The organism is Streptomyces sp. NPDC048523 (assembly GCF_043199815.1).
GTDB lineage: Bacteria > Actinomycetota > Actinomycetes > Streptomycetales > Streptomycetaceae > Streptomyces.
Map to the genome: position 1 here is coordinate 408,306 of NZ_JBICWQ010000001.1, position 25,156 is coordinate 433,461.

The 25,156-nt window shown below is 70.6% G+C and carries 24 protein-coding genes; 8 read left to right on the top strand and 16 right to left on the bottom strand.

What is annotated here, in order from left to right; translation table 11 throughout:
- Positions 1 to 2,310: a Tat pathway signal sequence domain protein gene (locus tag ACGFWE_RS01915; RefSeq protein ID WP_393597154.1), complete on the bottom strand. Its 2,310-nt coding sequence runs from the start codon at positions 2,308 to 2,310 to the stop codon at positions 1 to 3.
- Positions 2,311 to 2,522: 212 nt separating this feature from the next.
- Between ACGFWE_RS01915 and ACGFWE_RS01920 the strand changes: the two genes are divergently transcribed.
- Positions 2,523 to 3,710, top strand: a complete 1,188-nt coding sequence (locus ACGFWE_RS01920; RefSeq protein ID WP_393597156.1) for an acyl-CoA dehydrogenase family protein — start codon at positions 2,523 to 2,525, stop codon at positions 3,708 to 3,710.
- A gap of 21 nt (positions 3,711 to 3,731) precedes the next feature.
- Here ACGFWE_RS01920 and ACGFWE_RS01925 read toward each other — a convergent pair whose 3' ends face one another.
- The 10 genes from ACGFWE_RS01925 to ACGFWE_RS01970 all read right to left on the bottom strand — a co-directional run bounded on the left by ACGFWE_RS01925 (position 3,732) and on the right by ACGFWE_RS01970 (position 12,942).
- Positions 3,732 to 4,424 (bottom strand): haloacid dehalogenase type II, encoded by a 693-nt coding sequence (locus tag ACGFWE_RS01925; RefSeq protein ID WP_352385137.1) that lies wholly within the window; start codon positions 4,422 to 4,424, stop codon positions 3,732 to 3,734.
- A 111-nt stretch (positions 4,425 to 4,535) separates the two neighbouring features.
- On the bottom strand, positions 4,536 to 5,534 hold the full coding sequence (gene gap / locus ACGFWE_RS01930; protein WP_393597158.1) for a type I glyceraldehyde-3-phosphate dehydrogenase: 999 nt from the start codon (positions 5,532 to 5,534) through the stop codon (positions 4,536 to 4,538).
- 129 nt (positions 5,535 to 5,663) lie between these two features.
- Positions 5,664 to 6,620, bottom strand: coding sequence for a GlxA family transcriptional regulator (locus tag ACGFWE_RS01935; protein ID WP_393597160.1), 957 nt, complete (start codon positions 6,618 to 6,620; stop codon positions 5,664 to 5,666).
- A gap of 20 nt (positions 6,621 to 6,640) precedes the next feature.
- Positions 6,641 to 7,069 carry an OsmC family protein gene (locus tag ACGFWE_RS01940; RefSeq protein ID WP_393597162.1) on the bottom strand — a complete coding sequence of 143 codons (429 nt, stop codon included), beginning with the start codon at positions 7,067 to 7,069 and terminating at the stop codon, positions 6,641 to 6,643.
- Positions 7,070 to 7,079: 10 nt separating this feature from the next.
- On the bottom strand, positions 7,080 to 8,846 hold the full coding sequence (locus ACGFWE_RS01945; protein ID WP_393597164.1) for a hypothetical protein: 1,767 nt from the start codon (positions 8,844 to 8,846) through the stop codon (positions 7,080 to 7,082).
- 139 nt (positions 8,847 to 8,985) lie between these two features.
- The gene (locus ACGFWE_RS01950; RefSeq protein WP_393597166.1) at positions 8,986 to 10,350 is read right to left on the bottom strand and encodes a cytochrome P450; all 1,365 of its coding nucleotides are present in this window, start codon (positions 10,348 to 10,350) and stop codon (positions 8,986 to 8,988) included.
- 52 nt (positions 10,351 to 10,402) lie between these two features.
- Positions 10,403 to 11,011, bottom strand: a complete 609-nt coding sequence (locus ACGFWE_RS01955; RefSeq protein WP_352385127.1) for an ATP/GTP-binding protein — start codon at positions 11,009 to 11,011, stop codon at positions 10,403 to 10,405.
- Positions 10,983 to 11,360 (bottom strand): DUF742 domain-containing protein, encoded by a 378-nt coding sequence (locus tag ACGFWE_RS01960; RefSeq protein ID WP_007386762.1) that lies wholly within the window; start codon positions 11,358 to 11,360, stop codon positions 10,983 to 10,985. The genes ACGFWE_RS01955 and ACGFWE_RS01960 overlap by 29 nt, the downstream gene beginning before the upstream one ends.
- On the bottom strand, positions 11,357 to 11,758 hold the full coding sequence (locus ACGFWE_RS01965; RefSeq protein ID WP_037713893.1) for a roadblock/LC7 domain-containing protein: 402 nt from the start codon (positions 11,756 to 11,758) through the stop codon (positions 11,357 to 11,359). Before ACGFWE_RS01965 ends, ACGFWE_RS01960 begins: the two co-directional genes overlap by 4 nt.
- A complete protein-coding gene (locus ACGFWE_RS01970) occupies positions 11,755 to 12,942 on the bottom strand; it encodes an ATP-binding protein (RefSeq protein WP_352385125.1) in 1,188 nt (395 codons plus the stop codon). Before ACGFWE_RS01970 ends, ACGFWE_RS01965 begins: the two co-directional genes overlap by 4 nt.
- A 437-nt stretch (positions 12,943 to 13,379) precedes the next feature.
- On the opposite strand from ACGFWE_RS01970, the gene ACGFWE_RS01975 reads away from it, so the two are divergent.
- Positions 13,380 to 14,306 carry a GNAT family N-acetyltransferase gene (locus ACGFWE_RS01975; RefSeq protein ID WP_393597169.1) on the top strand — a complete coding sequence of 309 codons (927 nt, stop codon included), beginning with the start codon at positions 13,380 to 13,382 and terminating at the stop codon, positions 14,304 to 14,306.
- 24 nt (positions 14,307 to 14,330) lie between these two features.
- On the opposite strand, the gene ACGFWE_RS01980 is transcribed toward ACGFWE_RS01975, so the two are convergent.
- Both ACGFWE_RS01980 and ACGFWE_RS01985 read right to left on the bottom strand, forming a co-directional pair.
- On the bottom strand, positions 14,331 to 15,497 hold the full coding sequence (locus ACGFWE_RS01980) for a serine hydrolase domain-containing protein (RefSeq protein ID WP_393597171.1): 1,167 nt from the start codon (positions 15,495 to 15,497) through the stop codon (positions 14,331 to 14,333).
- Positions 15,498 to 15,828: 331 nt separating this feature from the next.
- Positions 15,829 to 17,883, bottom strand: a complete 2,055-nt coding sequence (locus ACGFWE_RS01985) for a DUF1996 domain-containing protein (RefSeq protein ID WP_393598898.1) — start codon at positions 17,881 to 17,883, stop codon at positions 15,829 to 15,831.
- 264 nt (positions 17,884 to 18,147) lie between these two features.
- Here ACGFWE_RS01985 and ACGFWE_RS01990 point away from each other — a divergent pair, with 264 nt between their 5' ends.
- The 4 genes from ACGFWE_RS01990 (at position 18,148) to ACGFWE_RS02005 (ending at position 20,845) form a co-directional block, all read left to right on the top strand.
- Positions 18,148 to 18,717, top strand: coding sequence for an exonuclease domain-containing protein (locus ACGFWE_RS01990; protein WP_393597173.1), 570 nt, complete (start codon positions 18,148 to 18,150; stop codon positions 18,715 to 18,717).
- Between the two features lie 426 nt (positions 18,718 to 19,143).
- Positions 19,144 to 19,818 (top strand): nucleotidyltransferase domain-containing protein, encoded by a 675-nt coding sequence (locus ACGFWE_RS01995; protein WP_352385116.1) that lies wholly within the window; start codon positions 19,144 to 19,146, stop codon positions 19,816 to 19,818.
- Entirely contained in the window at positions 19,815 to 20,123 is a 309-nt protein-coding gene (locus ACGFWE_RS02000) for a BON domain-containing protein (protein ID WP_393597176.1), read from the top strand. Before ACGFWE_RS01995 ends, ACGFWE_RS02000 begins: the two co-directional genes overlap by 4 nt.
- Positions 20,120 to 20,845, top strand: coding sequence for a metallophosphoesterase (locus tag ACGFWE_RS02005; protein ID WP_352385112.1), 726 nt, complete (start codon positions 20,120 to 20,122; stop codon positions 20,843 to 20,845). Before ACGFWE_RS02000 ends, ACGFWE_RS02005 begins: the two co-directional genes overlap by 4 nt.
- A gap of 47 nt (positions 20,846 to 20,892) precedes the next feature.
- On the opposite strand, the gene ACGFWE_RS02010 is transcribed toward ACGFWE_RS02005, so the two are convergent.
- Positions 20,893 to 22,089: an amidohydrolase gene (locus ACGFWE_RS02010; RefSeq protein WP_393597178.1), complete on the bottom strand. Its 1,197-nt coding sequence runs from the start codon at positions 22,087 to 22,089 to the stop codon at positions 20,893 to 20,895.
- Positions 22,090 to 22,320: 231 nt separating this feature from the next.
- Between ACGFWE_RS02010 and ACGFWE_RS02015 the strand changes: the two genes are divergently transcribed.
- Positions 22,321 to 22,884 (top strand): hemerythrin domain-containing protein, encoded by a 564-nt coding sequence (locus tag ACGFWE_RS02015; RefSeq protein WP_352385108.1) that lies wholly within the window; start codon positions 22,321 to 22,323, stop codon positions 22,882 to 22,884.
- 68 nt (positions 22,885 to 22,952) lie between these two features.
- Here ACGFWE_RS02015 and ACGFWE_RS02020 read toward each other — a convergent pair whose 3' ends face one another.
- Both ACGFWE_RS02020 and ACGFWE_RS02025 read right to left on the bottom strand, forming a co-directional pair.
- Positions 22,953 to 23,480: a hypothetical protein gene (locus tag ACGFWE_RS02020; RefSeq protein ID WP_352385106.1), complete on the bottom strand. Its 528-nt coding sequence runs from the start codon at positions 23,478 to 23,480 to the stop codon at positions 22,953 to 22,955.
- A gap of 139 nt (positions 23,481 to 23,619) precedes the next feature.
- Positions 23,620 to 24,414 carry a maleylpyruvate isomerase family mycothiol-dependent enzyme gene (locus ACGFWE_RS02025; RefSeq protein ID WP_393597180.1) on the bottom strand — a complete coding sequence of 265 codons (795 nt, stop codon included), beginning with the start codon at positions 24,412 to 24,414 and terminating at the stop codon, positions 23,620 to 23,622.
- Positions 24,415 to 24,490: 76 nt separating this feature from the next.
- Here ACGFWE_RS02025 and ACGFWE_RS02030 point away from each other — a divergent pair, with 76 nt between their 5' ends.
- A complete protein-coding gene (locus ACGFWE_RS02030) occupies positions 24,491 to 25,123 on the top strand; it encodes a lipoprotein (RefSeq protein ID WP_393597182.1) in 633 nt (210 codons plus the stop codon).
- Positions 25,124 to 25,156: the final 33 nt, after the last annotated feature.

Consider the following 25,156-nt stretch of genomic DNA (forward strand, 5'->3'; position numbering starts at 1 on the left):
TTACGGCAGTCCCCACGCGGGCCCCGGCTCGCTGACGGCGACGGGCGCGATGCTCAGGTCGGGACGGGAGCCGGTGTGGACGAGCACCTCGCGGCCACGCGGCAGGTCGATGGCGAGGGTGCCGTCGCCGAGGTCGCGGGTGCGGGCCGGGGTGCCGTCGTCCAGCACCGCGGTGAGGCGTCCGGTCAGGCCGTGCCGGAGCTTTAGGGGCTCGCCCGCCAGGCTCCTGACCCTGATGAACCGGGTGGTCCCCGCCTTGCGGACGGCGCTGACCAGGAAAGCGCCCTGGGTGCGGAAGTTGTGCAGGGTCAGGTCCGCCCAGGCGGTCGGGACGGCCGGGAAGACGCGGATCACTCCGCCCCAGCTCTGGCAGAACATGTCGTGCAGGGACTGCGAGGCGGACAGCGGGGTCTCGATGACCGGGCCGGCCTCGGTGTAGTGGGTGTTGGGCCGGCACGGGTAACGGGTGGTGGGGTCGAAGAACTTGCGGAGGTAGGTGATCGCGGTGTCGCCATCGCCGGTCATGGCGTACAGGGAGGCGGCGCCGGTGTAGCTGTAGCCGCGGTGGGCGCCGGTCAACGCGTGCCAGTGGACGACCGACTTGGTGATCAGGTCGCGGTTCTCGGGCTGGTCCCAGTTGACGAGGTAGAGCGGGTAGACCATCAGCAGGTGGGAGTAGTGGCGGTGGGACTGGGCGTAGGGAGTGTCGGCGCCGATCATGAAGCCGTTGGCATCGACCGGGTACGGCGTGAGTCTGGCGAGGACCTCCTGCCAGCGCGGGGTCAACTCGTCGTCGATGCCGAGGAGTTCGGCGGAGTCGATGAGGGTCTGGCAGCCCCAGCGGATCAGGGCGAGGTCGTAGTTGGTGTCCTGCGGCGGTACGACGGGATACTCGGGTGAGAGAGTGCTGGGCAGGTGGAGCTTGCCGTCGCTGCCCGGGGTGAGGAAGTGCAGGTAGTAGTTGATGGCGCGGCGCAGTACGGGGTAGATCGTGTCGCGCAGCAGGGACTTGTCCATGGAATGGCGGTAGGACAGCCACACGTTGTGCAGGGCCCAGGTGAGGTCGCCGGTCTCGGCTCCGGTGCCCGGCCGGCCGACGCCGCGGTTGGCGAACATGTCGGAGCTGCGGCCGATGCCTGAGCTGTCGGCGCGGTAGGCGGCCGGCACGTTGGCGGTCAACTGCTCCTGGTTCTGGCGCAGGGTGGTGGCCAGGGAGTCGAGCTCGGGGTGGTTGAAGCCGTGGATGAGCCAGTACTCCAGTTGGACGTTCAGGTTCCACCAGACCGCGGGCCAGGGCGTGGGCTCCAGCCAGGGTCCGGAGGTCGCCATGACGGGGCCGCCGGCGCGGCTGGCGGAGGCGACCTTGTAGAGCTGGATCCAGTGGAAGCTCTGCAGACGCTGGTCGGGGAACGACACGAAGCTCTTGCGGTAGAACGAGTGCCACCAGCGGATGTGCCGTTCCCTGAGCGCGCTGTACGACTTCGCGCGGCGGAGGTTGCGCAGCGAGTCGGCCTCCGCGGCGGTGTCGGACGGGTGGCTGTGGCCGACGCTGAGGAGCAGGTCCTTGCCGGTGCGGCGGTGGGCGGTGGCGGTCTGGCCGCCGCCGGTGAGGGGCTGGAGGACCTGTTCTGTGCCGTCGGCGGCGGCCCGCGTGGTCCAGGGCGGGTTGGCGGTGTAGTCGGCGGGCGGGGCCTCGCTGATCTTGCGGGGGCTGATGGCCTCCTCGGGGTGGAAGGTCCAGGTGGCCCGTTCACCGCCGGCGGCCTTCACCCGAACGGCCAGGACCTCGTCGTGGATGAGGGCAGCGAGGGTGAGGGTGCCGGCCGTGGTGGTGACCGTGCCGGTGAGTTCGGCGTTCCACAGGCTCAGCCGCCAGTCGACGGCGGTGATGGTGCCGACCGGTTCGAGGGTGAGGTGGCCGACGGGGAGGCGGCAGGTGCCCCAGCCGCTGCCGAACTCGGGGCGGTGGTCCTGGACTCGGCCGTGCTGGACGGTGAAACGGATCTGGTTGGCGCCGGGTTCCTGGTAGATCATGCTGCCGAGCTGGCCGTCACCGAGGAACGGGCCCTCGTACCAGAGGGTCGGCAACCTGGTCCACAGCAGGTCCTGGTCGCGCAGGAAACGGGCCCAGGCGCTGTCGGTGGTCATGGTGTCGCGGAGTTTCCAGGGGCTTTTGGCGACCCGCTGCGAAGACATCGGTTCTTCGGCGTAAGCCGTACCGGGTAACGCGACCGCCGCGGCTCCCCCGAGGGCGGTGCCGAGTACGGCCCTGCGGGGTGGCTGCGCGTGTCTCTCGGGCTGTGAGGTCATCGTCGTCCTCCAGAGTGGGCGGATCCTTGATACATCGGGTGTATCCGGGAACCTAAGAGGCGTCTCTGTACCTGTCAATGACTCGGCGCCTCACCAATCACTTGAACCATCCGATGTATTGCGCCGCGAGCTGGGCCTGAAAGGAGCGTTGACACCCGCGGGATTCGGCGTCACGGTGAGGGTTCTCGCGCATCGGGCCCGGAGGTCGTGTCTTGGCTGGTTCATCCGCACCGAACTCGGACGCCGAACTCGTCGAACGCGTACGCAAACTCCAGCCCCTCATCCGTTCGCACGCCCTGCGCTCGGAACAGGAACGCCGGGTGACGGGCGAGGTCGTCGCGGCTCTGACGGACGCCGGGGTCCACCGCATGAACGTCCCTCGCCGGTACGGCGGTTACCAGTCATCGGTGCGCACGCAGGTCGACGTGCTGAGCGAGGTCTCGGCCGCGTGCGGGTCGACCGGGTTCACGGCGCTGATCCAGGCCGGGTGCGCGTTCATCGCGGCGCTCTTCCCCGACGAGGCGCAGGACGAGATCTTCACCGACTCGGGCGTACGGGTCAGCGGCACCCTCGTCCCGAAGGCGAAGGCCCGTCCGGTGGACGGCGGTTACGTGGTCGACGGGGCCTCACCGTTCGCCACCGGCTGTCAGGACTCCGACTGGCATCTGCTGACCGCTGTGGCGGACTCCGGTGACGGCCGCCCTCCGGACCTGCTGTGGACGGCCGTTCCGATGACCGACCTCGACGTGCTCGACGACTGGAAGGTCTCCGGTCTGGCCGGGAGCGGCAGCAACAGTGTCGTGGCCCGAGACGTCCATGTCCCGGCCCACCGTGTGCTGCCGCTGGGGCCGTTGCTGGCCGGCTCCTTCCCCTCTCGCCTCAACAGCGCCGACCCCTTCTACGGCATGCCCGTCCTCCTGCTGTTCTGCGCCTGGACGGCGGCCGGCGCGCTCGGTCCGGCCAGGGCGACGCTGGCGGAGTTCGGTGAGCGCATCCATCAGCGGGGCATCACCTACACGTTCTACGGCCATCAGCACGAAGCCCCCGTCACCCATCTGCAGTTCGCCGAGGCCGCGATGAAGATCTCCTGCGCCGAACTGCTCACCGCCGACTTCGTCTCGCTGATGGACGCCCGGGTCGCCGACGGCAACTCCTACACGACGGAGGAACGGGCTCGGATCCGGGCCCAGGCCGGCTATGTGGCGCGGCTGTGCAAGGAGGCCGTGGATCTGATCGGTTCCGCGTCCGGCGCGTCCTCGCTGAACCTGGAGGTGCCGGTCCAGCGGGCCGTGCGGGACCTGAACGCCCTGAATCTGCACTCCTTCGTCAACCCCGCCGCCAACCTGGAGCTGTACGGCAGGGTGCTGTCCGGACTGGACGCCGGGACGCCGTTCCTCTGAAAGCCCCAGCGCGACGGGGATTCAACGGCCCGTCAGCGCGGTGACCAGTTCGTCCAGGCCGCCAAAGCGTCCGTCGAAGTCGTCGCGGCCCGTCGGCGGGTCACCGACGGGCCGGTGGACGTAGGCGGTGCGCATCCCCGCAGCCTGGGCTCCGCGCAGGTCCCAGGAATGGGCGGCCACCATGAGTACGCGGTCCGGCGCGCATCCGGCGCTGTCGAGGGCGAGTCGGTAGACCTCCGGCGCCGGCTTGTAGGCGCGGACGGTCTCCGCGGACAGGGCCTGGTGCCAGCGGAGTCCGGCATGGGCGTTGAGCCGGAGCAGAACGGTCTGTGCGGCGTTGGAGAGCCCGAGCACGGGGTAGTGCCGGGACAGCCGTTCGAGACCGCCGAGGGAATCGGACCAGGGAGGAAGGCGCTGCCCCGCCGTGGCCAGCCGGGCCAGGGTCGCCGGATCCGTGAATCCGGTGTGCTCGGCGACCAGTTGAGCGGCCTCTGCGTCGATGGCCGAGCTGTTGGCGTACGCGCGCATTCCTTGGGCGATGCGTTGCCGCTCCCGCTCGCCGTGCTCCTGCCACAGCGCGAGGAGTTCGTCGACGCGTGCCTCGTCGGACGCGGGCACCGCTTCACGGATCCCCGCTCGAAGCCCGCTCGGTTCGTCGACGAGGGTGCCGAGAACGTCGAAGACGACGACCTCGATGTCGCGGATTGCGGCCATGCGGGCTCCCGTTCACGTCGATGTCAGCTGCTCAACCGGTGATGACCCTGCCGTTCGGGATCATCACCGGTCAAGAGCGTCACGCGCGGGCCGTACCTGCCCGAGAGTCGCTCAGCCGTTCGCCAGGAGCTCCAGCGTGTCGATCACGCGGTTCGAGAAGCCCCACTCGTTGTCGTACCAGGCGACGACCTTCACGTGACGGGCCTCGACGCGGGTGAGGGCCGAGTCGAAGATCGACGAGGCGGGGTTGCCCGTGATGTCCGAGGAGACGAGCGGGTCCTCCGAGTACTCCAGGATGCCGGCGAGGGGGCCCTCGGCCGCGGAGCGGTACGCGGCGAGCACGTCCTCGCGGGTCACGTCGCGGGCGACGGTCGTGTTGAGCTCCACGATGGAGCCGACCGGAACCGGGACCCGGATCGAGTCGCCGGAGAGCTTGCCGTCCAGGTTCGGCAGCACGAGGCCGATCGCCTTGGCGGCGCCGGTCGTGGTGGGCACGATGTTGACACCGGCGGCGCGGGCGCGGCGGGCGTCGCGGTGCGGGCCGTCCTGGAGGTTCTGCTCCTGCGTGTAGGCGTGCACCGTGGTCATGAAGCCGTGCTCGATGCCGGCGAGCTCGTCGAGGACCGACGCCAGCGGGGCGAGCGCGTTGGTCGTGCAGGAGGCGTTGGAGACGATCGTGTGCACGTCCGGGTCGTAGGCGTCGGTGTTGACGCCGTACGCGAGGGTGACGTCCGCGCCGTCCGAGGGCGCGCTGACCAGGACCTTCCTCGCGCCGGCGTCGAGGTGGGCGCGGGCCGCCTTCGCCGACGTGAACCGGCCGGTGGCCTCCAGCACGAGGTCGACGCCGAGTGCTGCCCAGGGAAGCTGCGCAGGTTCGCGCTCGGCGAGCACGGTGATGCGGCGGCCGTCGACGACCAGGGTGTTCCCGTCGACGGTCACCGGACGGCCCAGGCGGCCGGCCGTGCTGTCGTAGGCGAGCAGCCTCGCGAGGGTGGCGGGTTCGGTGAGGTCGTTGACCGCGACGATCTCCAGGGCGCTGTCGCGTTCGAGGAGCGCGCGCAGCACATTGCGTCCGATGCGGCCGAATCCGTTGATGGCGATGCGAGTCATGAATGGTGTCCCGTTTCCGATGTCCACTTCCTACGCCCACCAGGCTCGCGCGCGGCATCCACCGCTGACAGTGGCGCGATCGCCACGGTTCAAAAGGATCGCGCCAAGCGGAGGGCGGACGCGGGAGGACTACTCGCCCCGGGTGAAAGTGCGCCGGTACTCGCTCGGCGTCGTCCCCAGGATCCGCTGGAAGTGCGTCCGCAGATTCGCGCCCGTCCCGAGGCCGACGTCGGTGGCGATCTGCTCGACACTCCGCTGCGACCGCTCCAGCAGCTCGCGGGCCATGTCGATGCGGGCCCGCATGACCCACTGCATCGGCGTGTACCCGGTCTCCTCGACGAAGCGGCGTGAGAACGTACGCGGCGACACCGCCGCCTGCCGCGCCAGGACGTCGAGGGTGAGGGGCTGGTCGAGCCGGTGCAGGGCCCACTCCCGGGTGGCGGCGAAGCGCTCACCGAGTGGCTCGGGAACGCTGCGCGGCACGTACTGCGCCTGGCCACCGCTGCGGTAGGGGGCCGCGACCAGGCGCCGGGCCGCGTGGTTGGACGCGGCGACGCCGAGGTCGCCGCGCAGGATGTGCAGACACAGGTCGATGCCGGAGGCGGCGCCGGCCGACGTCAGCACGCTGCCCTCGTCGACGAACAGCACGTTCTCGTCGACCCGGACCAGAGGATGCCTCGCCGCGAGCGCTCTCGTGTAGTGCCAGTGGGTCGTGGCGCGCCGCCGGTCGAGCAGGCCGGTCGCGGCCAGTGCGAAGGCGCCGGTCGAGATGGCGGCGAGCCGGGCGCCCCTGCTGTGAGCGGCGACCAGGGCCTGGACGACGGCCGTCGGCGGGTCCTCGCGGTCCGGGAACCGGTAGCCGGGGATGAAGACGAGGTCCGCCCACGCGAGCGCCTCCAGACCGTGGGCGACGTGGTACGACAGCCCGTCCCCGCCGCTCACCAGCCCCGGGGCCGCGCCGCACAGCCGTACCTCGTACGGCATGCTCGCGCGCGTGGTGAACACCTGCGCGGGGATGCCGACGTCCAGGGGCTTCGCGCCTTCGAGGACGAGAACGGCGACGCGGCGAAGGCGGGAGGCTGACACGGGGACAGGCTACGCAGCGGTCAGGCGTCCTCGACGGTCGCCGTGACGGGCGTGCCGATCTCGACCGTGCGGCTGACCGTGCACAGGCGGTCGTGGGAGGTCTTCACCGCACGGGGCAGGATCATGCGGGCCCGGTCCGCGCCCTCGCCGTCGGGGAAGGCCACGGTGAAGGTGACCGCGAGGTCGGTCAGCCGGTTGCCGAGTTCGTCGTCGACCTTGTTGCCGCTCACCTCGACGGTGAAGGAGCTCGGCTCGGCGTGGCGGCTGGTGGCGAGGTCGACGTCGACCGCCGTGCAGCCGCCGAGCGCGGCGAGAAGCAGTTCGACCGGGGTGAACTCGCTGCCGGAGCCGGTACCGAAACTGATCGTGCCGCCCCGGGTGTTGGTAGCGACGTAGTGGCCGGTGCTGGTGCGTTCGACGGTGACGGACCGCACGGAGTTTTCGCTCATGCCGAGGACATTAGTGCCGGTCACGATGCCTCGGGTCACCAGTCGGGCGCCCGCGCCTCCTTCGGGCGGCCGGACGGCGGTCATGGACCGACGCCGCCCTGTTGACGCGAGCCTGTCCGCAGCAACCCGAACCGGTCTCCAGACGGCAGAAGCACGAGGCCTGCACCGGTACGTCTGCCAGCGCGGCGGCGACCCGCAGTTGCTGGGCGATGATCCGTGCCTCTCCTTCCTTCCCCCCGCGGACCAGGCACTCGTGGAGGCCGTGCAGCGCCCACACGTTGCCCGGGTGCTGGAGCGGGCGCGGGAGGGTGTCGTCAAGGCCGAGGTCGGCGCGGTAGACGGCCTCGGCCTCGGTGACGCGACCCTGTTCGAGCAGGAGGGCGCCGTAGGCGTGCCGGGTCGGCTGCATCCAGCCCCAGGGCTCGTCGTAGGGGAGGTTGTCGTCCAGCTCGACCGATCGCTCCAAGGCCGCGAAGGCGGTGTCGAACTCGCCCTTGCGGTAGGCGAGTTCGCCGTCCAGCATCGCCGAGGCGACGGCCAGGATGTCGGCGCACGTGTTGTTGAAGAGCATGCGGGTCTCGGGGACCTCGCCGACCGCCTCGTGGAACAGGGCGCGTTCGCCCTCCGCCTCCGTGATGCGGCCGAGGGCGGACCAGGCGACACCGCGGGCGTAGTGGAGCATTGCGGTCGTCACGCAGAACAGGCGTGGGTCGGCGGGCAGCGGAAGGTCCAGGATGTCGGCCCAGCGGCCGAAGCGGATCAGGACGTGGACGCGCATCGCGAGGAATCCCTCCAGCCAGTCGGCCATGGGCGGGCTCTCCACCCGCAGCAGCCCTTCCGGGATCGACTCCTCCAGCTGGGCGGCGGTCTCCAGAGCGGTCTGCGACTGGCCCAGGAACATCGCGCCGTAGATCTTGAAGTGGTAGTTGTGCGAGCGGTAGAGCGTGTAGAAGTTCATTGCTCCGGCCCGGGCGAGGGCCTTCTCGTCGGCGGCGATCGCGGCGCTGTTGTCCGTCACCACTCGCCGGTAGTCGCCGCACAGCACCTCCAGGTGCGAGGGCATGTGCAGCAGGTGTCCGGCGTCGGGCACCAGACCACGCAGCCGGTCCGCGACGGGCAGGGCCAGTTCGGGCGTGGGCGACATCTCCATGAGGTGGACGTACAGGTGCAGGACGCCCGGGTGGCTGCGACCGGAGGCGCCGGCGAGCGCCCCTTCCAGGACGGCCCGTGCCTCGCGGGTGCGAGCGCCGGCGGCGGGTTCGCCGGTGCGCAGGTCCCACAGCTGCCAGGGCGTGAGGTTCATCAGCGCGTCCGCGTACAGCGCGGCCACGTCCGCGTCGTCCGGGGCGAGTTCATGGACGGCGGCCATGCTGTCGGCGTACGGCACGTTCCACACCGCGCAGTCCTCGGCGGGCTCGGCCTGCGGGTAGCGGGAGCGCAGGGCGCCGATCAGGGCCCGCTCTACCGCGGTGGCCCGGGTGGCCGCCTTGTGGTGCGCGGCCTCGACGGCCGTATGGGTGCGCTCGACGGTCCGGGCCAGGTCCCGGTCGTCGAAGAACTCCCAGGGTTTGTTGTAGTTGGGGCCGAGCGCGTAGGCGATGCCCCAGTGGGCCATCGCGCAGTCCGGGTCGGCGGCGGCCGCCTTCTCGAAGCAGGCCACGGCCTCCTCGTGATGAAAGGCGTACGTCCACACCAGGCCGCGGTCGAACCAGAGTTGGGCCTCGGCGGAGTCGGTGGTGACGGGACGGCCGTGAGAGCCGAGGTCGTAGTACTCCATGCACCGCGATTCTGCCCGAAGAAGGGCCTGTCGGCCGCGGGAGAGCCGGTCTGTCGCCCGAACGAACGCAGGTGCCGGAGAGAGGACCTTGTGAAGCGGTCAGTCCTCTCTCCGGCACCTGTCGGGCGGTGCTAAGCCGTCACACACGGAAGATCTCGAGGAAGCTGCTCCAGAAGCCCTTCTTGGCCGGCTTCTGCGACACGGGGGCGGGCGCGGGTGCGGGGACACGCGCCGCCTGCTGGGGTTGCTGGACGACGGTCGGGCGGGGCGCGGTGGGCACGCCGTACGCCGATGCCATCCGGGTGGCCGGGGTGGGGCTGAACCGGACGGGGAGGGCGGCCAGGGCGCGGTGGAAGGGGCCGGGGCGCCACTGCAGTTCCTGGGCCGGGACGCTGAGGACCAGGTCGGGCAGCGCGTTGAGGATCAACTCGATGGCGGTGACCGCGATGACCTGGGCCGGGCTCTTGGCCGGGCAGGCGTGCGGGCCCGCACCCCAGGCGAGGTGGGCGCCACGGCTGTGGGCCTGGCCCGACGAGGCGAGCGCGGGGTCGCTGTTGGCTCCGGCGAAGCTGATGACCAGGGGGGAGTTCGCCTGAACCACCACTCCGCCGAGGTCGACGTCCTGGAGCGGGAAGTGCGTCGCGTAGTTGGCGATGGGCGGGTTGTTGAGCAGGACGTGGTCGAGGGCGTCCTCGATCTGCATGCTCGGCCCGTCCTCGCCGTCCCGGTCCAGGAGCAGGAGCAGGGCGTTGGCGATGAGGTTGCGCTCGGGCTCCACTCCGGCGCCGACCAGCATCACCAGCTGGTCCTTGAGCTCCTCGTCGCTGAGGCCGGCGGGGTGCTGGACCAGCCAGGAGGTGATGTCGTCCCCGGGTTCGCGGCGCTTGAGGGAGACCAGCTCCATGAAGCAGGCGGTGAGTTCGTCGCTGGCCTTCAGCGCGTCCTTGCCGTCGAACATGTCGGCCATCGCGCTGGTGACCCGGTCGCCGATGGCGGCGGGGCAGCCGAAGAGCTTGTTGATCATCAGCAGCGGCAGCAGCTTGGCGTAGTCGTTGATGAGGTCCGCCCGGCCCCGCTCGCTGAACTGGTCGATGAGATAGGCGGCGATCGGCTCGACGTCGCGGCGGATACGGGTGACGTTGAGGCGGTCGAGGCTCTCGGTGACCGCCTTGCGCAGCCTGAGGTGCTGGGCGCCGTCGGTGAACAGGCAGTTGGGCCGGTAGGCCATCATCGGCAGGACGGGGCTGTCGAGGGGGACCCGGCCGTCGTTGAGGGCGGTCCAGCGGCGGCCGTCGCGCGCGAACAGGTTGGGGTTCTGCAGCACGCGCAGGGCCGTTTCGTGGTCGACGACGAGGGTGGCGTCGACGCCGGGGGCGAGTTCGACCGGGCCGGCGGGGCCGTGGGCCCGGAGGTAGTCGTAGACCTTCTGCGGGTCGGCCGCGAAGGAGCCGTCGTACATGGGGCATCTGGCCGCACCGGTGGCGGCCGTGTCGTGAACGTCCATGTGTGTGTCCTTTGGTGGCCCGGACCGTGCGGTCCGGGCGGGGGGTGGCGGTTCAGGCGGCGCGGTCGAGCAGGTGACGCACGAGGGCGATCAGGGCGCGGGCGGAGGAGCGCTGGTCGCGGGCGTCGCAGTAGATGACGGGAGTGTCCGGAAGGAGGTCGAGGGCTTCGCGGATCTCCTCCTCCTCGAAGTGGCTGGTCTGCGAGAAGGTGTTGACGGCGATCGCGTACTCGAGGCCGTACTCGTCGATCAGGTCGATGACCGGGAACGTCTCCTCAAGGCGTGAGGGGTCGACCAGGAGCAGGGCACCGAGCGCGCCGCGGGCCATGTCCTCCCACAGCTGCATGAAGCGCTGCTGTCCGGGGGTGCCGAACAGGTACAGCACCAGCTCGTCGCTCAGCGTCAGCCGGCCGAAGTCCAGCGCCACGGTGGTGGTCGCCTTCTCCGGCGCCCCGCGAAGGTCGTCGACGTGCATGGACGCCTGGGTCATCTTCTCCTCGGTCCGCAGAGGAGTGATCTCCGACAGGGATCCGATGAAGGTCGTCTTGCCCACGGCGAAGTGCCCGACCACCAGGATCTTCGCGGCGGTGGTCACGTCGGCGGAGACGTAGATGGAGCCGTTCGCCCCGGGGTCAGCCGATGTTGAGGGTTTCGAGTCCATGCAGAACCTTCTCGAGTATCGCTCGGGGGACGTGCTGGGCGGGGGCCGGTTCAGCGCGGCGCAGGAGGTGCCCCTGTTCGAATAAATCGGACAGCAGCAGTCGGGCCACGCCGACGGGCAGACCCAGATGACCGGCGACTTCGGCGACCGAGAGGTAGCCGCCCGAACACAGCTCCCAGATGGCCCGTACCTCGGGGCCGGCCCCGAGCGGCAGGGTCCGGTCGGGGGCCAGGCACACCAGGGTGTGCAGGGCCAGGTCGTCGTCGGAGGGGAGACGGCGGCCGCCCGTGATGACGTAGGAGCGGACGAAGTCGCTGGTTACCGGAGCGTCCTCGCCTGGCCAGGTCATGCGTCTGCGCCGGTGTGCTGGCGCGGGGTCGCGCTCATCGCCTTGGTGAGCGCGCCCACCGTCTTCTGCATCCGGATCGACATGGCCTCCATGTCGACGTCCAGGGCGGTCGAGACGGCGAGGTAGGAGCCGCTGCCCCCGGCGATGAGGAAGATCCATCCGCCGTCGAACTCGATCAGTGTCTGCTTCCACAGGCCCTTGCCACCGCCCACGAAGGGGGCCACGCTGCGGCACAGGGACTGCAGCGAGCTCATCGCGGCGGCGTTGCGCTCGGCGTCGTCACGGACGATGCCGTCGGACCGCTGCATCAGCAGACCGTCCGCCGAGACGAGGATGGCGTGGCGGGCTCCGCGTACCTCGAGCACGTCGTTCAGCACCCACGACAGGTCGGGATTCACTGGTTCTGAGGTCCTTCCGTGTTGTCCGAGTCCCGCCCGAGCAGGGTTCCGCGAGCGAATGCCTTGAGCCGTGAGGCGGTCTCCTCGCCGGCCGCGTCCAGGTCGGGCACCTCGGCCCTGGGCGTGGCGACCATGGAGACGGAGCCGTTGCGGCGGCGACGGCGCTTGGGCAGGCCGCCGGCCGTCTGTCCGACGACGAGGGAGGCGACCGGGGTCGGCTTGGCCGCCACGGGCTCCCCCTCCTGGTCGTCCAGTTCGACGGGCGCGGGTGCGGGCACGTCCGCCGTCAGGAGGTTCTCGGGCACCCGGATCACGGCACGCACACCGCCGTAGGGGGAGACCGCGTCGACGGAAACGTGGAACCCGTAGTGGGCGGCGAGCTTCCCGGAGAGGGCGAAGCCGAACTTGGGCGGGTCGCCGAGGCTCGTGATGTCCACGGATCCGCCGGTGGTCAGCAGGGACGCGGCGCGGGCCTTGGTCTCCTGGTCCATGCCGAGACCGGCGTCGTCGACGATCAGGCAGATCCCGGTGGGGACGGCCTGGATGTTGATCTCGACGGGGGTGCCGGGGGCGCTGTACTTGGTGGCGTTGTCCAGCAGTTCGGCCAGGACCATGGCGACCGGTTCGACCGCGCGGCTGGTGATCGCGACGCTCGCCTGCGAGTGGACCTTGACCCGCTCGAAGTCGCGGATCCGCCCCTGGGCGCTGCGGGCGACGTCGTACACCGAGGCGTCCCGGTCACGCCGGCCGAGCCAGCCGCCGCAGAGCACCGAGATGCCCTTGGTACGCCGGCTGAACTGGCTGCCGGTGTGGTCGACCAGCATCAGGTCGGCGAGGACCGCGTGGTCGTCGCCGTACTTCTGCTGGAGTCCGTCGAGCAGGGACAGCTGCTCCTCGGCCAGGGTCGCCAGGGTGCCCACGGCCGACTTCAGGGTCGCCTTGGTCGCCGACTCGGCGTCCTTGCGCACCTCTTCCAGATCCGCGGCGTGCCGTGCGCTCACCGACGAGTAGGTCGTCTGGAGCTCGGCGAGCTGACCTCGCACACTCGCCATGTCGCCGTGCAGTTTGTTGTTGTTCGCGCGGAGCTGGATGTTGGTTCTCCGTGCGCGCATCACTGCGAAAACCGCAGCGATGAGTACCACGAGCAGGACCCACAGGAGTGGATCTTCGAACAATGACGTCATGAGACTCTCTTCAAGTCGCCTCGCGTCGGGAGACTGACCGTGCATGGGACCCCGGACATGCCCGTCGCCGTACGGCGCGGACGTCACCGGCGGACCAACCGTCACTCCTTCACGATGGGGCCGTTTTGGCTGTCCCCGTACGCGCGTATGACGCGTCATCAGCCTACTGAAAAGTGTAATGATCTTATCAGCCATCACAGTGTCAACAGGCGTACCAGGCGCCACACTTGAGGACTCTCCATAAAGATCCCGCAAAGGACTCGTCCACGCCGGGCGGGGGTGGTGGTCGCTGCGGGTGGCGGTCCGCAGGGGTTCCCCCTGTTCCGGCCGCTCGCTCATGATCAACCGGCGCAGCCTACCAAGCCCATGGGAACGGTTTCCCTCCGCTCGCTCAAAACTCGTTTGCGACCGCCGCGCCCGCCCCCGACCCTTGCCCCATGCCCTATCTCCTGCGCGCTGCCGCGCCCTCCGACGCGTCGGCCGTCACCGAGTTGCTCAACGAGATCGACCGGATCGAGATCGGGCGGCCCGAGACGGATCTGCACACGGTGGAGTCCGATCTGGGGCACCCCGAGACCGACCTCGACCGCGACTCCTGGCTGGCCTTCGACGGACCGCGCCTGGTGGCGTACGCCCTGGTGTGGGACGACTCCAAGGGCGAGCGCATCGACGCCGACCACTATGTCCTCCCGGACCACCAGCAGGCCGGTGAACTCCTCCTGGAGGCGGTCGAGACCAGGGCGCTGGAGAAGGCCCGGGCGAACGGCGCCTCCCGGGCAGTGCTCCATCTGCACCTCAACGCGGCGCCCACGACCGACCTCGCGCTGATACGGGCGCGCGGGTGGTCGGTCGTACGCCGCTACCACGTGCTGGAGCGGGCGCTGCGGGCCGGCGAGGACCTGCCGCCCGAGCCGCCCGCGGGCGTACGGGTGCGGGACTGCGCCGACGAAGCGGACCGTAAGCAGGCGTACGCCCTCCACCAGGCCGCCTTTGCCGAGCACTTCGACTTCCAGCCGCGCCCGTACGAGCAGTGGCTGGCCGACATCCACGCCGACCGGCTCGACTGGTCCCTGGTGTGGCTCGTCTCCACCGAGGACCTCGGGGACGTCGGTTTCCTGATCGCCCGCGACGACCGCGCGGCCACTGGGTGGATCCGCAACGTCGGAGTCGTCCGCGAGGCCCGCGGCCGGGGCCTCGGAGGGCTGCTGCTGCGACAGGCCTTCGCGGCGTTCGCGGCCCGGGGGCGGGACACCGTCGGACTCGGCGTGGACACCGAGAACACCACCGGCGCCCCCGCGTTGTACGCGCGCAACGGAATGTCGGTCCATTACGCCGTCGACACCTGGGAAATCGTGGTGAGTTGACCTGCGTATCGCCGCGCAATATCGCTATTGATTCGCGCCGTGCAGCAATGCGCAGACGAAGTTCTCCTGAAGTGCGCGCATTCTTTGCAGCTGTTCCGCGTCGGAGGACCGGGTGATCTGAGCGGTGACCGAGAAAGTCAGTGAACGCCGGCCGTCGGGGGTGGCCGCGATCAATTGGGTATATCCGAGCGTGTTGCCGGTGTGCCCGAGGACGACACCGCAGCGCGTCTCGTACCGGAAGAGGGCCAGGCCCGCGGAGTTGCGTCCCGGTCCGGCGGGTTCGGACGCGCCGCCCTCGACCCACCGCCGTTGCTGCTCCACGACCGGCCCGCCGTAGAGCCGTCCGCCGGCGTAGTTCCCGATGAAGCGGGTCATGTCGGCCGGCGTGGAGACGATGCCCCCGGAGGCCCAGACGCCCGACATGCCGATGACCTCGCTGACGTCCTCCGGGGCCGCGGGCCGGCTCACGTCGTAGCCGTGCAGATAGGGCTTCGGCATCCGATTGCCCTGCGGCAGGCTGGTGGAGTGCAGCCCGAGCGGCTCCTGGACGATTTCCCGCAGGAGTTCCTCGTACGGCCTGTGGGTCGCCGCCTGGGCCATGAGCGCTACGGCGATGTTGTCCGAGTTGGAGTAGCGGTACTGCGTGCCCGGCTTGAAGAGCAGGGGCTGGTCGGCGACGTAGTCGAGCAGACGCTGGGAGTCGAAGTGGTGGAGGGGATCGGCCCGCAACTGGTCGAGGAACCCGTCGCTCCGGGAGTAGTCGGGCAGACCGCTGGTGTGGTTGAGGAGTTGACGGAGCGTCACGGACGCCCATGCGTCGGGGAGTTGGGGAAGCCGCTCGCCCAGCGTGTCGTCCAGGTGCAGAGCGCGCCGGTCGACCAGGGTCAGGGCCACCGCCCCGCTGAAGGCCTTGGCCGTGCTCGCGATGCGCATGTGGTCGCCGGGACTGGGCCGGCGGTCCGTGCCGACCTCGGCGACGCCGGCGCGCACGACTCTCGCCCCCTTCTCGGTCCGCAGGACGGCGATGGCTCCGGGCGGGCCTCCCGAGCGGCGCACGAAATCGTCGAGCTGACGCTGAAGTGACTGGTCATCCAACGGATCGGCGGCGGCACCGGCCGTCGTCGGGGCCAGCGCGGCGAGGCAGACCGCCAGGACGGATGCCGCTCGCAGGCGGGGTCGGCGTAGAGACATGGGGGCTCCCGGAGCTGGGACGTCCTGGCCCGCCAGGCCGCGCCGGGAGCCACGGTCCCCTGCCTCCCGGGCTGCCGCATATGGACCAGTGGCGGGGCCACGGAGTGGTGCCGTGAATTCACCCCGCCGGGGTCGGCGGCCGCCCGTGTTCAGCTTGGTTTGGGGATACAACGACCTTTCCCGAGGCGGTCGCGGGATAGGGTCCGAATTCGGTTTCCCAGACCAAGAGTAACCACGTCGATTTCGAGGTGCATGTCAGCAGTCGAGGTGGCTGTCCGCCGGTGGAACCGCGCGGCGGACAGCCACTCCGCTTGTCATTCGTGCCGGTTGATCACATCGAGCGGCGGCTGGTGCGTCGCAGGAGGACGAAACCGGAGATCAGGAGGATCGCGCCGAGTGCGGCCGGCCACAGCTGGGTGCCGGTCTCGGCGAGACTGCTTTGGTTGCCCTGGGGTTCCGGCTGTGCGGCGACCGGGGGCTGGGCGACGGCAGCGGGGGCCTCGGTGGCGGTGTCGTCCTGGGGAGCGGGCTGGGTCGCCTGGTTGTTCCCGGTTCCGGTGCCCGCCACGGTGCCGGTCCCGTTCTCGGTCTCAGGCGAAGGGGCGGTCGTGCTGTGGGCGGTGGGTGAGCTGTAGGTCTTGGGCTCGTTGTCGGCCGGGGCGGTCGTCTGGCCGCCTGCGGGGGCTTCGGCGGTCTGCGTCGGCTGCTGCTGCGGCTCGTCGTTGTTTCCGGGGTTGTCCTCGGAGCCGTTGTCGCCGCCGTTGCCGTTGTCGCCGCCGTTGCCGTTGTCGTTCCCGTTGCCCGGGTTCTGGCTGGCGCCGGGGTCCGGGGCGGAGCCGCCACCGTTCTCGCCGCCACCGTTGTCGCCGCCACCGTTGCCGTTGCCGTTGTCGCCGTTGTCGCCACCGCCGTTGCCCGGGTCGTCCTGGCCCGTGCCCGCGCCGCACTGACGGCCGTCGTTGATGCAGCCGACCATCTCGTTCATCAGGTCCTCGTCGAAGACGTTGATGAAGTCGCCGTGGTCGGTGACGGGCTTGTGGAGCTGCTCCGGGAAGGAGTCGACCGCGAACAGCGGGGTCGTACGACCGCCGTCGCCCAGGCTCGGCGCGTCGACGTCGTAGACGATCCGCTGGACCAGCTGCGGGATGGCCTCGAAGCCCTGCGGGCAGGTGCCGTCGTTCTGGGCGAACGCCACGTGGGTGCGGTGGTTGGCGCTGTCGATGTTGCGGCCGTCCCAGCAGCTCTGGAACTTGAAGGTGCGCACCACGTCACTGCCCTGCGGGCACAGCGGGTACTTGTCCTTGAGCTGCCGGTCCTCGAACCCGGTGCAGCTCCAGGACGCGTTGGCGTTGGCGGTGCCGTTGACGAAGGCCTTGGCGTCGCCGGTGATGATGCGCAGCAACCGCGGCATCGCGGTGACCTTGCTACGCGGGTTGCCCACGAACGTCAGCGTCACCTCCTTGGGGGTGACGATCTCGCCGGCGTTGCCCTCGACCCCGCCGCCGGGCGAGTTGGCGTCCTGCTCCTGCGTTCCGTTCTGGAGCCGGATCACGGGCCAGTAGTACGTGGACTTGTCGCCCTGGTCGACGCAGCTCGTCTCGGCGTTCGCCAGGTCCTGGTCGCTCGCGAAGGCGGTGTTGGACTGGTTGCCGATGTAGTCGTGGAAGTGGTGGGCGCCGTTGGAGACACCCGGGGCGACGATGACGTTGTCCGAGTTGAACAGGCCGTTCGCGTTCACACCACAGCTGGTGACGAACGTTCCGCGGGAGGCGTCGCCCTGAGCCTGCGGCGCCTGTGCGGTGGACGGAGCGCTGTTGATGTCGGCGTAGTCCGCAGCGACGGGGCCATTGCCCGCCTGCCCGCCGTTGCCCTGCTGACCACCCTGGTCCTGGCCGTCACCCTGCTGGCCGTCACCTTGCTGGCCGTCCTGGTTCTGACCGTCGCCCTGCTGGTCTCCCTGGTCCTGACCGTCGCCCTGCTGCTGGTCCTGACCGTCGCCGTTCTGGTTCTCGGTCTGGCGCAGGGTGCAGTCGGCCATGTCGCCGAGGCCGTCCGGCTGCTCTCCCGCACCTTCGAGCGCGGCGCCGATGCGCTGGATCGTGGCGGCGCGGTTCTCCTGGAGCGGGTCGACGATACGACTCTGCGCGTCCTCGCGGTTCTGCACCGACGGGTCCTGGAGTTGCTGGTAGGCCTCGGCCACCTGCTGGTCCAGCAGGGCGAGTTCCTTGTCCACATCCGCCCTCGACCCGTCGGGCACGCTGGTGAGCGTGTCCCCGACGTCCGGGCAGTCGATCGTGACGGCTCCCCACGAAGTCTGCTGCGGCGTGCCGCTCTCCGTGGCGGAGGCGTACACATTCGCCGCGACCAGGCCACCACCCCCCAGCATCAGGGCCACTGCGGCGAAGGTCGCGCGTCGTGCGCCTGTCGGTCGTCTGCGATTGCTGCGTCCCACGGAAGTACTCCTGCGCGTGTCGGCTCTCCGGGCATGCAAATCCCTCGCCCCATACGGACGGCGGGCCCCCGGTGTTCAAGCGCCTCGGAAATTCACAGCACTCTCATACGGAACACCGGGTTCCATCACCCCCTCTCGAACCTCCTTGCAGGGAAAACGAGATGACTCGCACACATCTGCGCCCTTACGGTTCTCGTCATGAACGGCACGGGCAGCGGGCGTCTCCTGAACGTGGTGGACGTCGAAGCCACGTGCTGGCCCGGCTCCCCTCCCCCGGGTGCGGTCGGCGAGATCATAGAGATCGGACTGACGGTGGTGGACCTGTCGACGGTCGAGCGCGTCGAACGGCACCGGATCCTGGTGCGGCCCGCCCGGTCCGAGGTCAGCGACTTCTGCACGGAGTTGACCGGCCTCACCCGGGAAGAGGTCGACGGTGGGCTGTCGTTCGGGGAGGCCTGCCGACTGCTGGCCGCGGAACACGCCTCCGGGGCGCGGCCGTGGGCGAGTTGGGGCGACTACGACCGTCACCAGTTCACCCGGCAGTGCGGGGCCACGAGGACGCCGTATCCGTTCGGCCGCCGCCACATCAACGCCAAGGCGGTCTTCACCGAGGTGCACGAGCTGCGCAAGCGCCCCGGGATGGCGCAGGCGCTCGAGATCGCCGGGCTGCCTCTCGAAGGACGGCATCATCGCGGTGAGGACGACGCGTGGAACAGCGCGGCACTTGTGCTGCATCTGGCGGCGCGGGACGGCTGGCCCCAGGAATGAGCGAGCCGGTCACCGAGCCCGACGGCACCCTTGTCGTGGCCGCCGCCGTGACCATCCCGGTCCGGACGCCTTCTAGTCGTCAGCAGGACCAGGTGCCGGCACTCGCGTCGCTGGAGCGGGTCCCGAGGACGACGACCGTCTACGACAGGGTCGGCCGGTGATCGTGGTGCTTCCGCCTGCTGGAGGTTGAAGTGCCCCCTGGCAACGACCGACAGCCCCGCCGACCGAGGGCCGACCTCCCCTTCTCGCAGGCCAACCACCCACCGGCCCACGTCGCCCCGTCCCCCCGGCCGCAGGCCAACGCCTCCACTCCCCCGGGTAGCCCGCCCACGCCCGATGTCCCGCCGTGTCGAAGCCCGACCCCCGGGTACTCGGGGCTCGCCGTCACGGCCCCTTCGGTGCGGGCCGTCCAGGAAGGGGGCACTGATGACGCAGCACGCCGACGACGACGTCGACCGCCACGGGGGCGTCGCCGGACTGCGACTGGCGACCGAGAGCGCCGCGGACGCGCTCGCCTCGAGTCTGCCTGTCGACCGCAACCAGGCGATCCTGGAGGCGGCCAAGCAGGTCGGCGCGATCCTGAAACGGGAAGGGCACCCGTTCGCGCTGGCGGGCAGCGTCGCCGTGTACGCCCACGGCGGCGCCCAGAATCTTCAGCACGACGTCGACTTCGCGATCCTCCCAGAGGACGCGCAGGCCGTGGCCGAGACACTCAGCCAGGCGGGCCTGGAGGTCCGGACGCCTCCGGAGGACTGGCTGCTGAAGGCCGACTGCATGGGCCAGCAGGTCGACCTGATCTTCGAGCTGGCCCACCAGCCCGTCACCAGGGAACTGCTGGCGCGGGCCGACGAACTCTCGGTGGACTCGGTGCTCATGCCCGTGCTGTCCCCGACCGACCTGCTGCACAGCCTGCTGTCCGCGTTCTCCGAGCACCACTGCAACTTCGGTGCCGTCCTGCCGATCGCCCGCGCGCTGCGGGAGAAGGTCGACTGGGAGGCCGTACGCAGGGACTGCGGGGACGCGCCGATGCCGGACGCGTTCTTCTACTTCCTGGAACGCCTGAAGGTCATCGAGCCGAGGACGACGGAGGGACGGCCATGAGCGAGCCTCTGACGCAACGCTCCGACAAGAACGAGGAGAACGACGAGAACGGCGAGAACGAGGAGAACATCGAGTACCGCGTCGCCCACCTGCGCGACCGGCTCGCCGCGGAGGAGCTCGGTGAACTGGGTGTCCGCGCGGAGGTGCGGGCCGGTGCGGTCGTGGTCACCGGCACGGTGCCGTCCACGCAGTGCCGGGAGACCGTGCTGCGGACCGTCCGTGAGGAGCTCGCCGGGCTCGCCGTGCACACCGACGTGGTGGTGGCGGAGACCGCCACGCCCGATCATGCGGAGGAACTGCCGTGATCCGTGTCGCCGCCGTGGGGGACATCCACATGGGACTCGAGAGCCAGGGCGTGCTGCGTCCGGCCTTCGACACGCTGCCCGACTGCGCCGACCTGCTCCTGCTGGCCGGGGACCTCACCCGGCACGGCACGCCGGAGGAGGCCCGGGTGGTGGCCCAGGAGGTACGGGACCTCCCGGTGCCGGTCGTGGCGGTCCTCGGCAACCACGACCACCACGACGAGCAGCCCGAGAAGGTCGCGGCCCTCCTGGAGGACGCGGGCGTGCGGGTGCTGGAGGGCGAGGGGACGGTCGTGGAGTGCGGCGACACGCGCGTGGGCATCGCCGGCACCAAGGGGTTCGGCGGCGGGTTCGTGGGCCGCAGCGCCGGGGAGTTCGGCGAGCCGCTGATGAAGGAGTTCGTACGGTACTCACGGCGCTGCGCGGACGGGCTGCGCACCGCGCTGGAGGAACTGGAGCGGCAGGGCTGCGGGACGCGGGTGGCGCTCACCCACTTCTCCCCCGTCGCCGACACGCTCGCCGGTGAGCCGCCGGAGATCTATCCGTTCCTCGGCAGCTATCTGCTGGCGGAAGCGATCGATACCGCGGGGGCCGACCTGAGCGTGCACGGACACGCCCACGCGGGCACCGAGCACGGGGTGACGGCCGGTGGCGTACGGGTGCGGAACGTGGCCCAGCCCGTGATCCGGCGGGCGTTCAACGTGTACCACCTGCACGCCGACTGACGGCCCGGCCCTCACAATCGGGCTCAAAATCGGGCTCGAAAGCGGACTCAGACGCGGGCGCGGGCGGACGCCTGATCGTGGTCCTCCCACGCCTCGTCCCGCAGCTCTGGCCGCAACAGGACCTCCACCGCGGTGCGGGCCAGCGCCTCCGCCGCCGCGAGCATCACCTGCCGGCCGCGCTCGGAACCGGCCGCGACGGCGAACTCGGGGGTGTGGTCCGAGCCGTCCTCCTCCATGATCGCCACGAAGGGGTGGATGGCGGGCACCCGACCGCTGACGTTGCCGACGTCGGAGGAGCCCAGGTAAACGCCCGGTGCGGGCGGGGTCATCTCGATGCCCGTGTCCGCCAGGTGCCGGGCGAACCGGGCCGAGAGCACCGTGCTGTCCCGGAAGTGCTCGTAGCGGGGCGTGGCCCGTTCCACCGTGACCGTCGTGCCGGTCGCCCGCGCCACCCCCTGTGCGCAGGTCAGCAGCTCCCCCGCCAGGTCCTCCAGAGCGGACGTCGTCACCGCGCGCAGCCCGAAGAGGCCCTCCGCGTACTCGGGCACGATGTTGGTCGCCCTGCCGCCGTTCGTGACGATCCCCTGCACATGCGAGCCCTCGGGCAGCCTGCGGCCGAGCACGGCCAGCGTGTTGAACAGCTGGATGAGCGCGGCGAGCGCGTCGATGCCCTCGGTGGGGTTCCCGGTCGGGTGGGCGGCGCGGCCGCGGAACGCGACCCGGTACTGGGCCTGTGCGGTCAGCGGCGCCCACTGCCAGTTGTGCACACCGGGGTGGAACATCAACGCGGCGTCGACGTCGTCGAAAACCCCGGCATCGGTCTCGGCGACCTTGCCTCCGCCGCCCTCCTCGGCGGGCGTGCCGATGGCCCACACGGTGCCCGCCTCCCGGTCGAGCACGGCACGGGCGGCCAAGGCCGCGCCCAGGCCGGCCGCGGCGATCAGATTGTGGCCGCAGGCGTGGCCGAGGCCGGGCAGGGCGTCGTACTCCAGCATCAGGGCCACCGCGGGGCGGGCCCTGGTGCCGGAACGTGCGGTGAAGGCGGTGGGGAGTCCGGCGATGTCCCGCCGCACCTCGAATCCCGCCCATTCCAGTTCCCCGCACAGCAGTGCGGCCGCCCGGTGCTCCTCGAAGGCGTACTCCGGGTCGGAGTGCAGCATCCGCGCCATGTCCCACAGCCGATCCGCCCGTGCGGCCACCTCTCCGCGCACTCGCGCGAGCACCTCGTCCACGGCGTCGGTCACATCGGCCTCCCAGCGGCGTCGTACGGCTGTGTCCTGGTGCGGGTTCCTTCCAGCGGGCCGCCTTACACCCGGGGCGCCGTCACCGGCTCAAACCGGTCGCCCGCGCGAGCGTCTCTCGGAGCAGCGCAGTCTCCGTGCTGATCGAACAAGCGTCCCCACGGGTTCCGGCAAGCCTGTGACCAGGCGTAGAGAGCCCGGCACAGGGCACCCGGGGGCCGGAGGTGAAAGAACATGGGACACGGAGGAAACGTCATCGACGAGCTGGTGACCGATCACCGCGAGGTCGAGGAACTGTTCGGGAAGATCGAGGCGCTGGCGCCCGGTGAGAAGGACCGGAAGGTGTACGCCGACCAGGTCACGATGGAGCTGATCCGGCACTCGGTCGCTGAGGAGGAGTACCTCTACCCGGCGGTGCGGGAACACCTGGTCAACGGGAACACCATGGCCGACCGGGAGATCGAGGACCACTCCAAGGCCGAGCAGCTCATGAAGGACCTGGAGGGCTGCGAGGCGGACGATCCCGAGTTCGACCGGCTCGTGGGCGAGCTGATGGGCGAGGTCCGCTCGCACATCGCCGAGGAGGAGGAGACCCTCTTCCCGCAGCTGCGGGTCGCCTGCTCGGCCGAGGAGCTGGACAAGCTGGGCGACAAGGTGCGCCGCGCCAAGAAGATGGCGCCGACCCGCCCGCACCCGTCGGCCCCGGACACACCTCCGGCGAACAAGCTGCTCGCTCCGGGGGCCGGTCTGGTCGACCGGATGCGGGACGCGCTCTCGGGCCGCGGCAAGCAGGACTGAGGTTCGGGGAAAGGGGACGGCAGGGCGTCGGCCGACGCCGCCGTACTCGCTCCTCACGGCGCCCGCCGTCAGGCGACGAGCGCCTCGTCCGACCCCAGCCGGTCCAGAAGCTCGCCCCGGTGCAGCCCGGCCACCGGGGCGAGCAGGTCCGGGTGGCGGAGCAGGGCGGCGGCATTCCGGTCCGTCGCGTCCGGGGCGAGCAGACGACGGAACGCGGCAGGTGAGCCCGTCGTGTGCTCGCCCTCCGCCAGGTCGGCCACCGCCCGCTCGGCCAGTTCGGGGTCCGTGAGCAGACAGGCCGCCCAGCTGGCCACGACCTCGTCCACCCAGGTGCGCCAGGCGTGCTCCTCGGCCCCCTGGTCGATGGTCGCGTCCGCGCCGGTGACCCAGTCGAGACGGGCGGAGCCGCCCGGACCCGCCATGCCGACGAGCGCGGCGTCCATCGCCGTCGGATAGCGCAGCCACGCGGCGACCGTCACGGCCTGCCGTGCCTGCACCTCGCACAGCGCGGCGGCCAGCGCGCCGCCCGCCGACGGGTAGGCACGGGTCAGCCAGTGCGCGGTCGCCGCGATGACCGGAGAGAGATCTGCTTGCACTGCCGGGCCGCCCGGGGGACTGGTGGAGGAGGGGACTGCGCGAACGGTAGCCCGCGCTCCCACCAGGACGACATGGCTCCGGCCTCACCCGGCACGTGGCTTCGGCCACACCGGGGCCACACCGGGCCCCCTCGCGCGCCTACGCCTCCAGCCAGAACCGGGTGCGCCTCAGCCACAGATCCAGCAGCTCCGCGTCCCCTCGCGTCTCGACACCGGGCGCCGGCCGGGCGTAGAGGAACAGGAGCAGGTCGGTCACCGGCCCGCGCACGCTGACGGTGGCCGCGCCGGCCCCGCGCCGCCACACCGGCCGCTCTCCGCCGAGGTCGAGCAGCCACTCCCCCGCCGCCCCCGCGTCGAAGCCCACGGTCCGCCCGTGCCCGAGCAGCCCGGGCACGCCCGGCAGGGGATCGTAGGCCTCGGGCACGGTGGAGAATTCCAGCCACTCCTCCACGGCGTCCACCACGAGGGACTCCTCGGCCAGGAACTCCGCCCCGGTCACGAGCGCCGCGTCGGCCCGGTGCAGCAGCGTCTCGTACGTCATGCGCCGGGCCCAGAACATCGCTGACTGCTCGACCAGTTGCTCGTCGGCGGGGGTCCACATCGGCAGGTCGGGTCCGGCCGCACGCAGGGTGCCGGCCAGCCTCGTGGCGCCCTCGGCGAGCCAGCCGCCGAGCTCGGAGTCGGCGAGGCCGGCGTGGGCGGCGGGGTCGTTGACCGAGTCGTCGTCGACGGGCTCGGTGGCCCGGGTCCGTACGATCTCCTCCGCCCAGCGGTGATCGCCGCCCACGTGCCGCAGCAGCCGACCGAGGTCCCAGCCGGGGCAGGTGGGCACCGCGAGGGTCGGATCGGCGCCCTTGACGTGGCGGACGAGCAGGTCGGTCTGGGCGACGATCGCGTCGCAGTATTCGTCGAAGGCCAACAACGCTTCCCCCATCGCTGCACGATTCGTTATTCCTGCCACCTAACCTGACTCCTTCGAGTACCACCACTGAATAGAGGGAGACACGGCCATGCTGGTCAGGGCGGGGAACACGTGGCTTCGGATGGCCCATGTGGCGATGCTGGCGGGTGTGCTGACGGGCTGTTCGGAGGCAGCCGAGGGGGACGACTCCCGCGGGTCCGCGCGGCCGTCGGCGACGGCGCGGACGTCCGCTCCCGACGACACGGCCGCGAGCAGCGGTGGCTCGATCGGGGCCGCCGGCTCGGCGTGCGAGCTGCCCGTCACCTTCGACACGGCGAAGAGCTGGAAGGCCGAGGCGGTGCAGGCGCCTCTGCGTCAGGGGCCCGTCAGCTTGGCATGCGAGATCGACGCGAAGCCCGCGGGCAACATCGGCTTCCTCCGCGTCTGGGCCGGAAAGCCCGGTGCCGCCGACGCCCGCACCGTGCTGGAGGCCTTCGTCGCGGCCGAGGACGGGGTGAGCGAGGAGAAGTACAGCGCCTTCACGTCCGGTGGCCTGACGGGGGTGCAGGTCGAGTACCTGTACACGAGCGAGCTGCTGGAGGAGACGAAGAAGGAGAGCGCCTTCGCCGTCACGCCCGCGGCCGGGCCGGTGGTGGTGCACCTCGGCGGCCTCGACACCGACGAGCACGAGGAGATGCTCCCGGCGTACGAGCTCGCGCGGCGCACTCTGCGCACCGCCTGAGCCGGGGATGTGCGACAGGCCTTGAAACAGAAG

Coding starts and splice junctions, on each gene's coding strand:
- ACGFWE_RS02000 (WP_393597176.1), top strand. CDS start 19,815: ATGAGCGAGCCTCTGACGCAACGCTCCGACAAGAACGAGGAGAACGAC.
- ACGFWE_RS02030 (WP_393597182.1), top strand. CDS start 24,491: ATGCTGGTCAGGGCGGGGAACACGTGGCTTCGGATGGCCCATGTGGCG.
- ACGFWE_RS01995 (WP_352385116.1), top strand. CDS start 19,144: ATGACGCAGCACGCCGACGACGACGTCGACCGCCACGGGGGCGTCGCC.
- ACGFWE_RS01975 (WP_393597169.1), top strand. CDS start 13,380: ATGCCCTATCTCCTGCGCGCTGCCGCGCCCTCCGACGCGTCGGCCGTC.
- ACGFWE_RS01980 (WP_393597171.1), bottom strand. CDS start 15,497: ATGTCTCTACGCCGACCCCGCCTGCGAGCGGCATCCGTCCTGGCGGTC.
- ACGFWE_RS01945 (WP_393597164.1), bottom strand. CDS start 8,846: ATGGAGTACTACGACCTCGGCTCTCACGGCCGTCCCGTCACCACCGAC.
- ACGFWE_RS01960 (WP_007386762.1), bottom strand. CDS start 11,360: ATGACCTGGCCAGGCGAGGACGCTCCGGTAACCAGCGACTTCGTCCGC.
- ACGFWE_RS01955 (WP_352385127.1), bottom strand. CDS start 11,011: ATGGACTCGAAACCCTCAACATCGGCTGACCCCGGGGCGAACGGCTCC.
- ACGFWE_RS01915 (WP_393597154.1), bottom strand. CDS start 2,310: ATGACCTCACAGCCCGAGAGACACGCGCAGCCACCCCGCAGGGCCGTA.
- ACGFWE_RS01970 (WP_352385125.1), bottom strand. CDS start 12,942: ATGACGTCATTGTTCGAAGATCCACTCCTGTGGGTCCTGCTCGTGGTA.
- ACGFWE_RS02015 (WP_352385108.1), top strand. CDS start 22,321: ATGGGACACGGAGGAAACGTCATCGACGAGCTGGTGACCGATCACCGC.
- ACGFWE_RS01990 (WP_393597173.1), top strand. CDS start 18,148: ATGAACGGCACGGGCAGCGGGCGTCTCCTGAACGTGGTGGACGTCGAA.
- ACGFWE_RS01925 (WP_352385137.1), bottom strand. CDS start 4,424: ATGGCCGCAATCCGCGACATCGAGGTCGTCGTCTTCGACGTTCTCGGC.
- ACGFWE_RS01985 (WP_393598898.1), bottom strand. CDS start 17,883: ATGCTGGGGGGTGGTGGCCTGGTCGCGGCGAATGTGTACGCCTCCGCC.
- ACGFWE_RS01940 (WP_393597162.1), bottom strand. CDS start 7,069: ATGAGCGAAAACTCCGTGCGGTCCGTCACCGTCGAACGCACCAGCACC.
- gap (WP_393597158.1), bottom strand. CDS start 5,534: ATGACTCGCATCGCCATCAACGGATTCGGCCGCATCGGACGCAATGTG.
- ACGFWE_RS01950 (WP_393597166.1), bottom strand. CDS start 10,350: ATGGACGTTCACGACACGGCCGCCACCGGTGCGGCCAGATGCCCCATG.
- ACGFWE_RS02025 (WP_393597180.1), bottom strand. CDS start 24,414: ATGGGGGAAGCGTTGTTGGCCTTCGACGAATACTGCGACGCGATCGTC.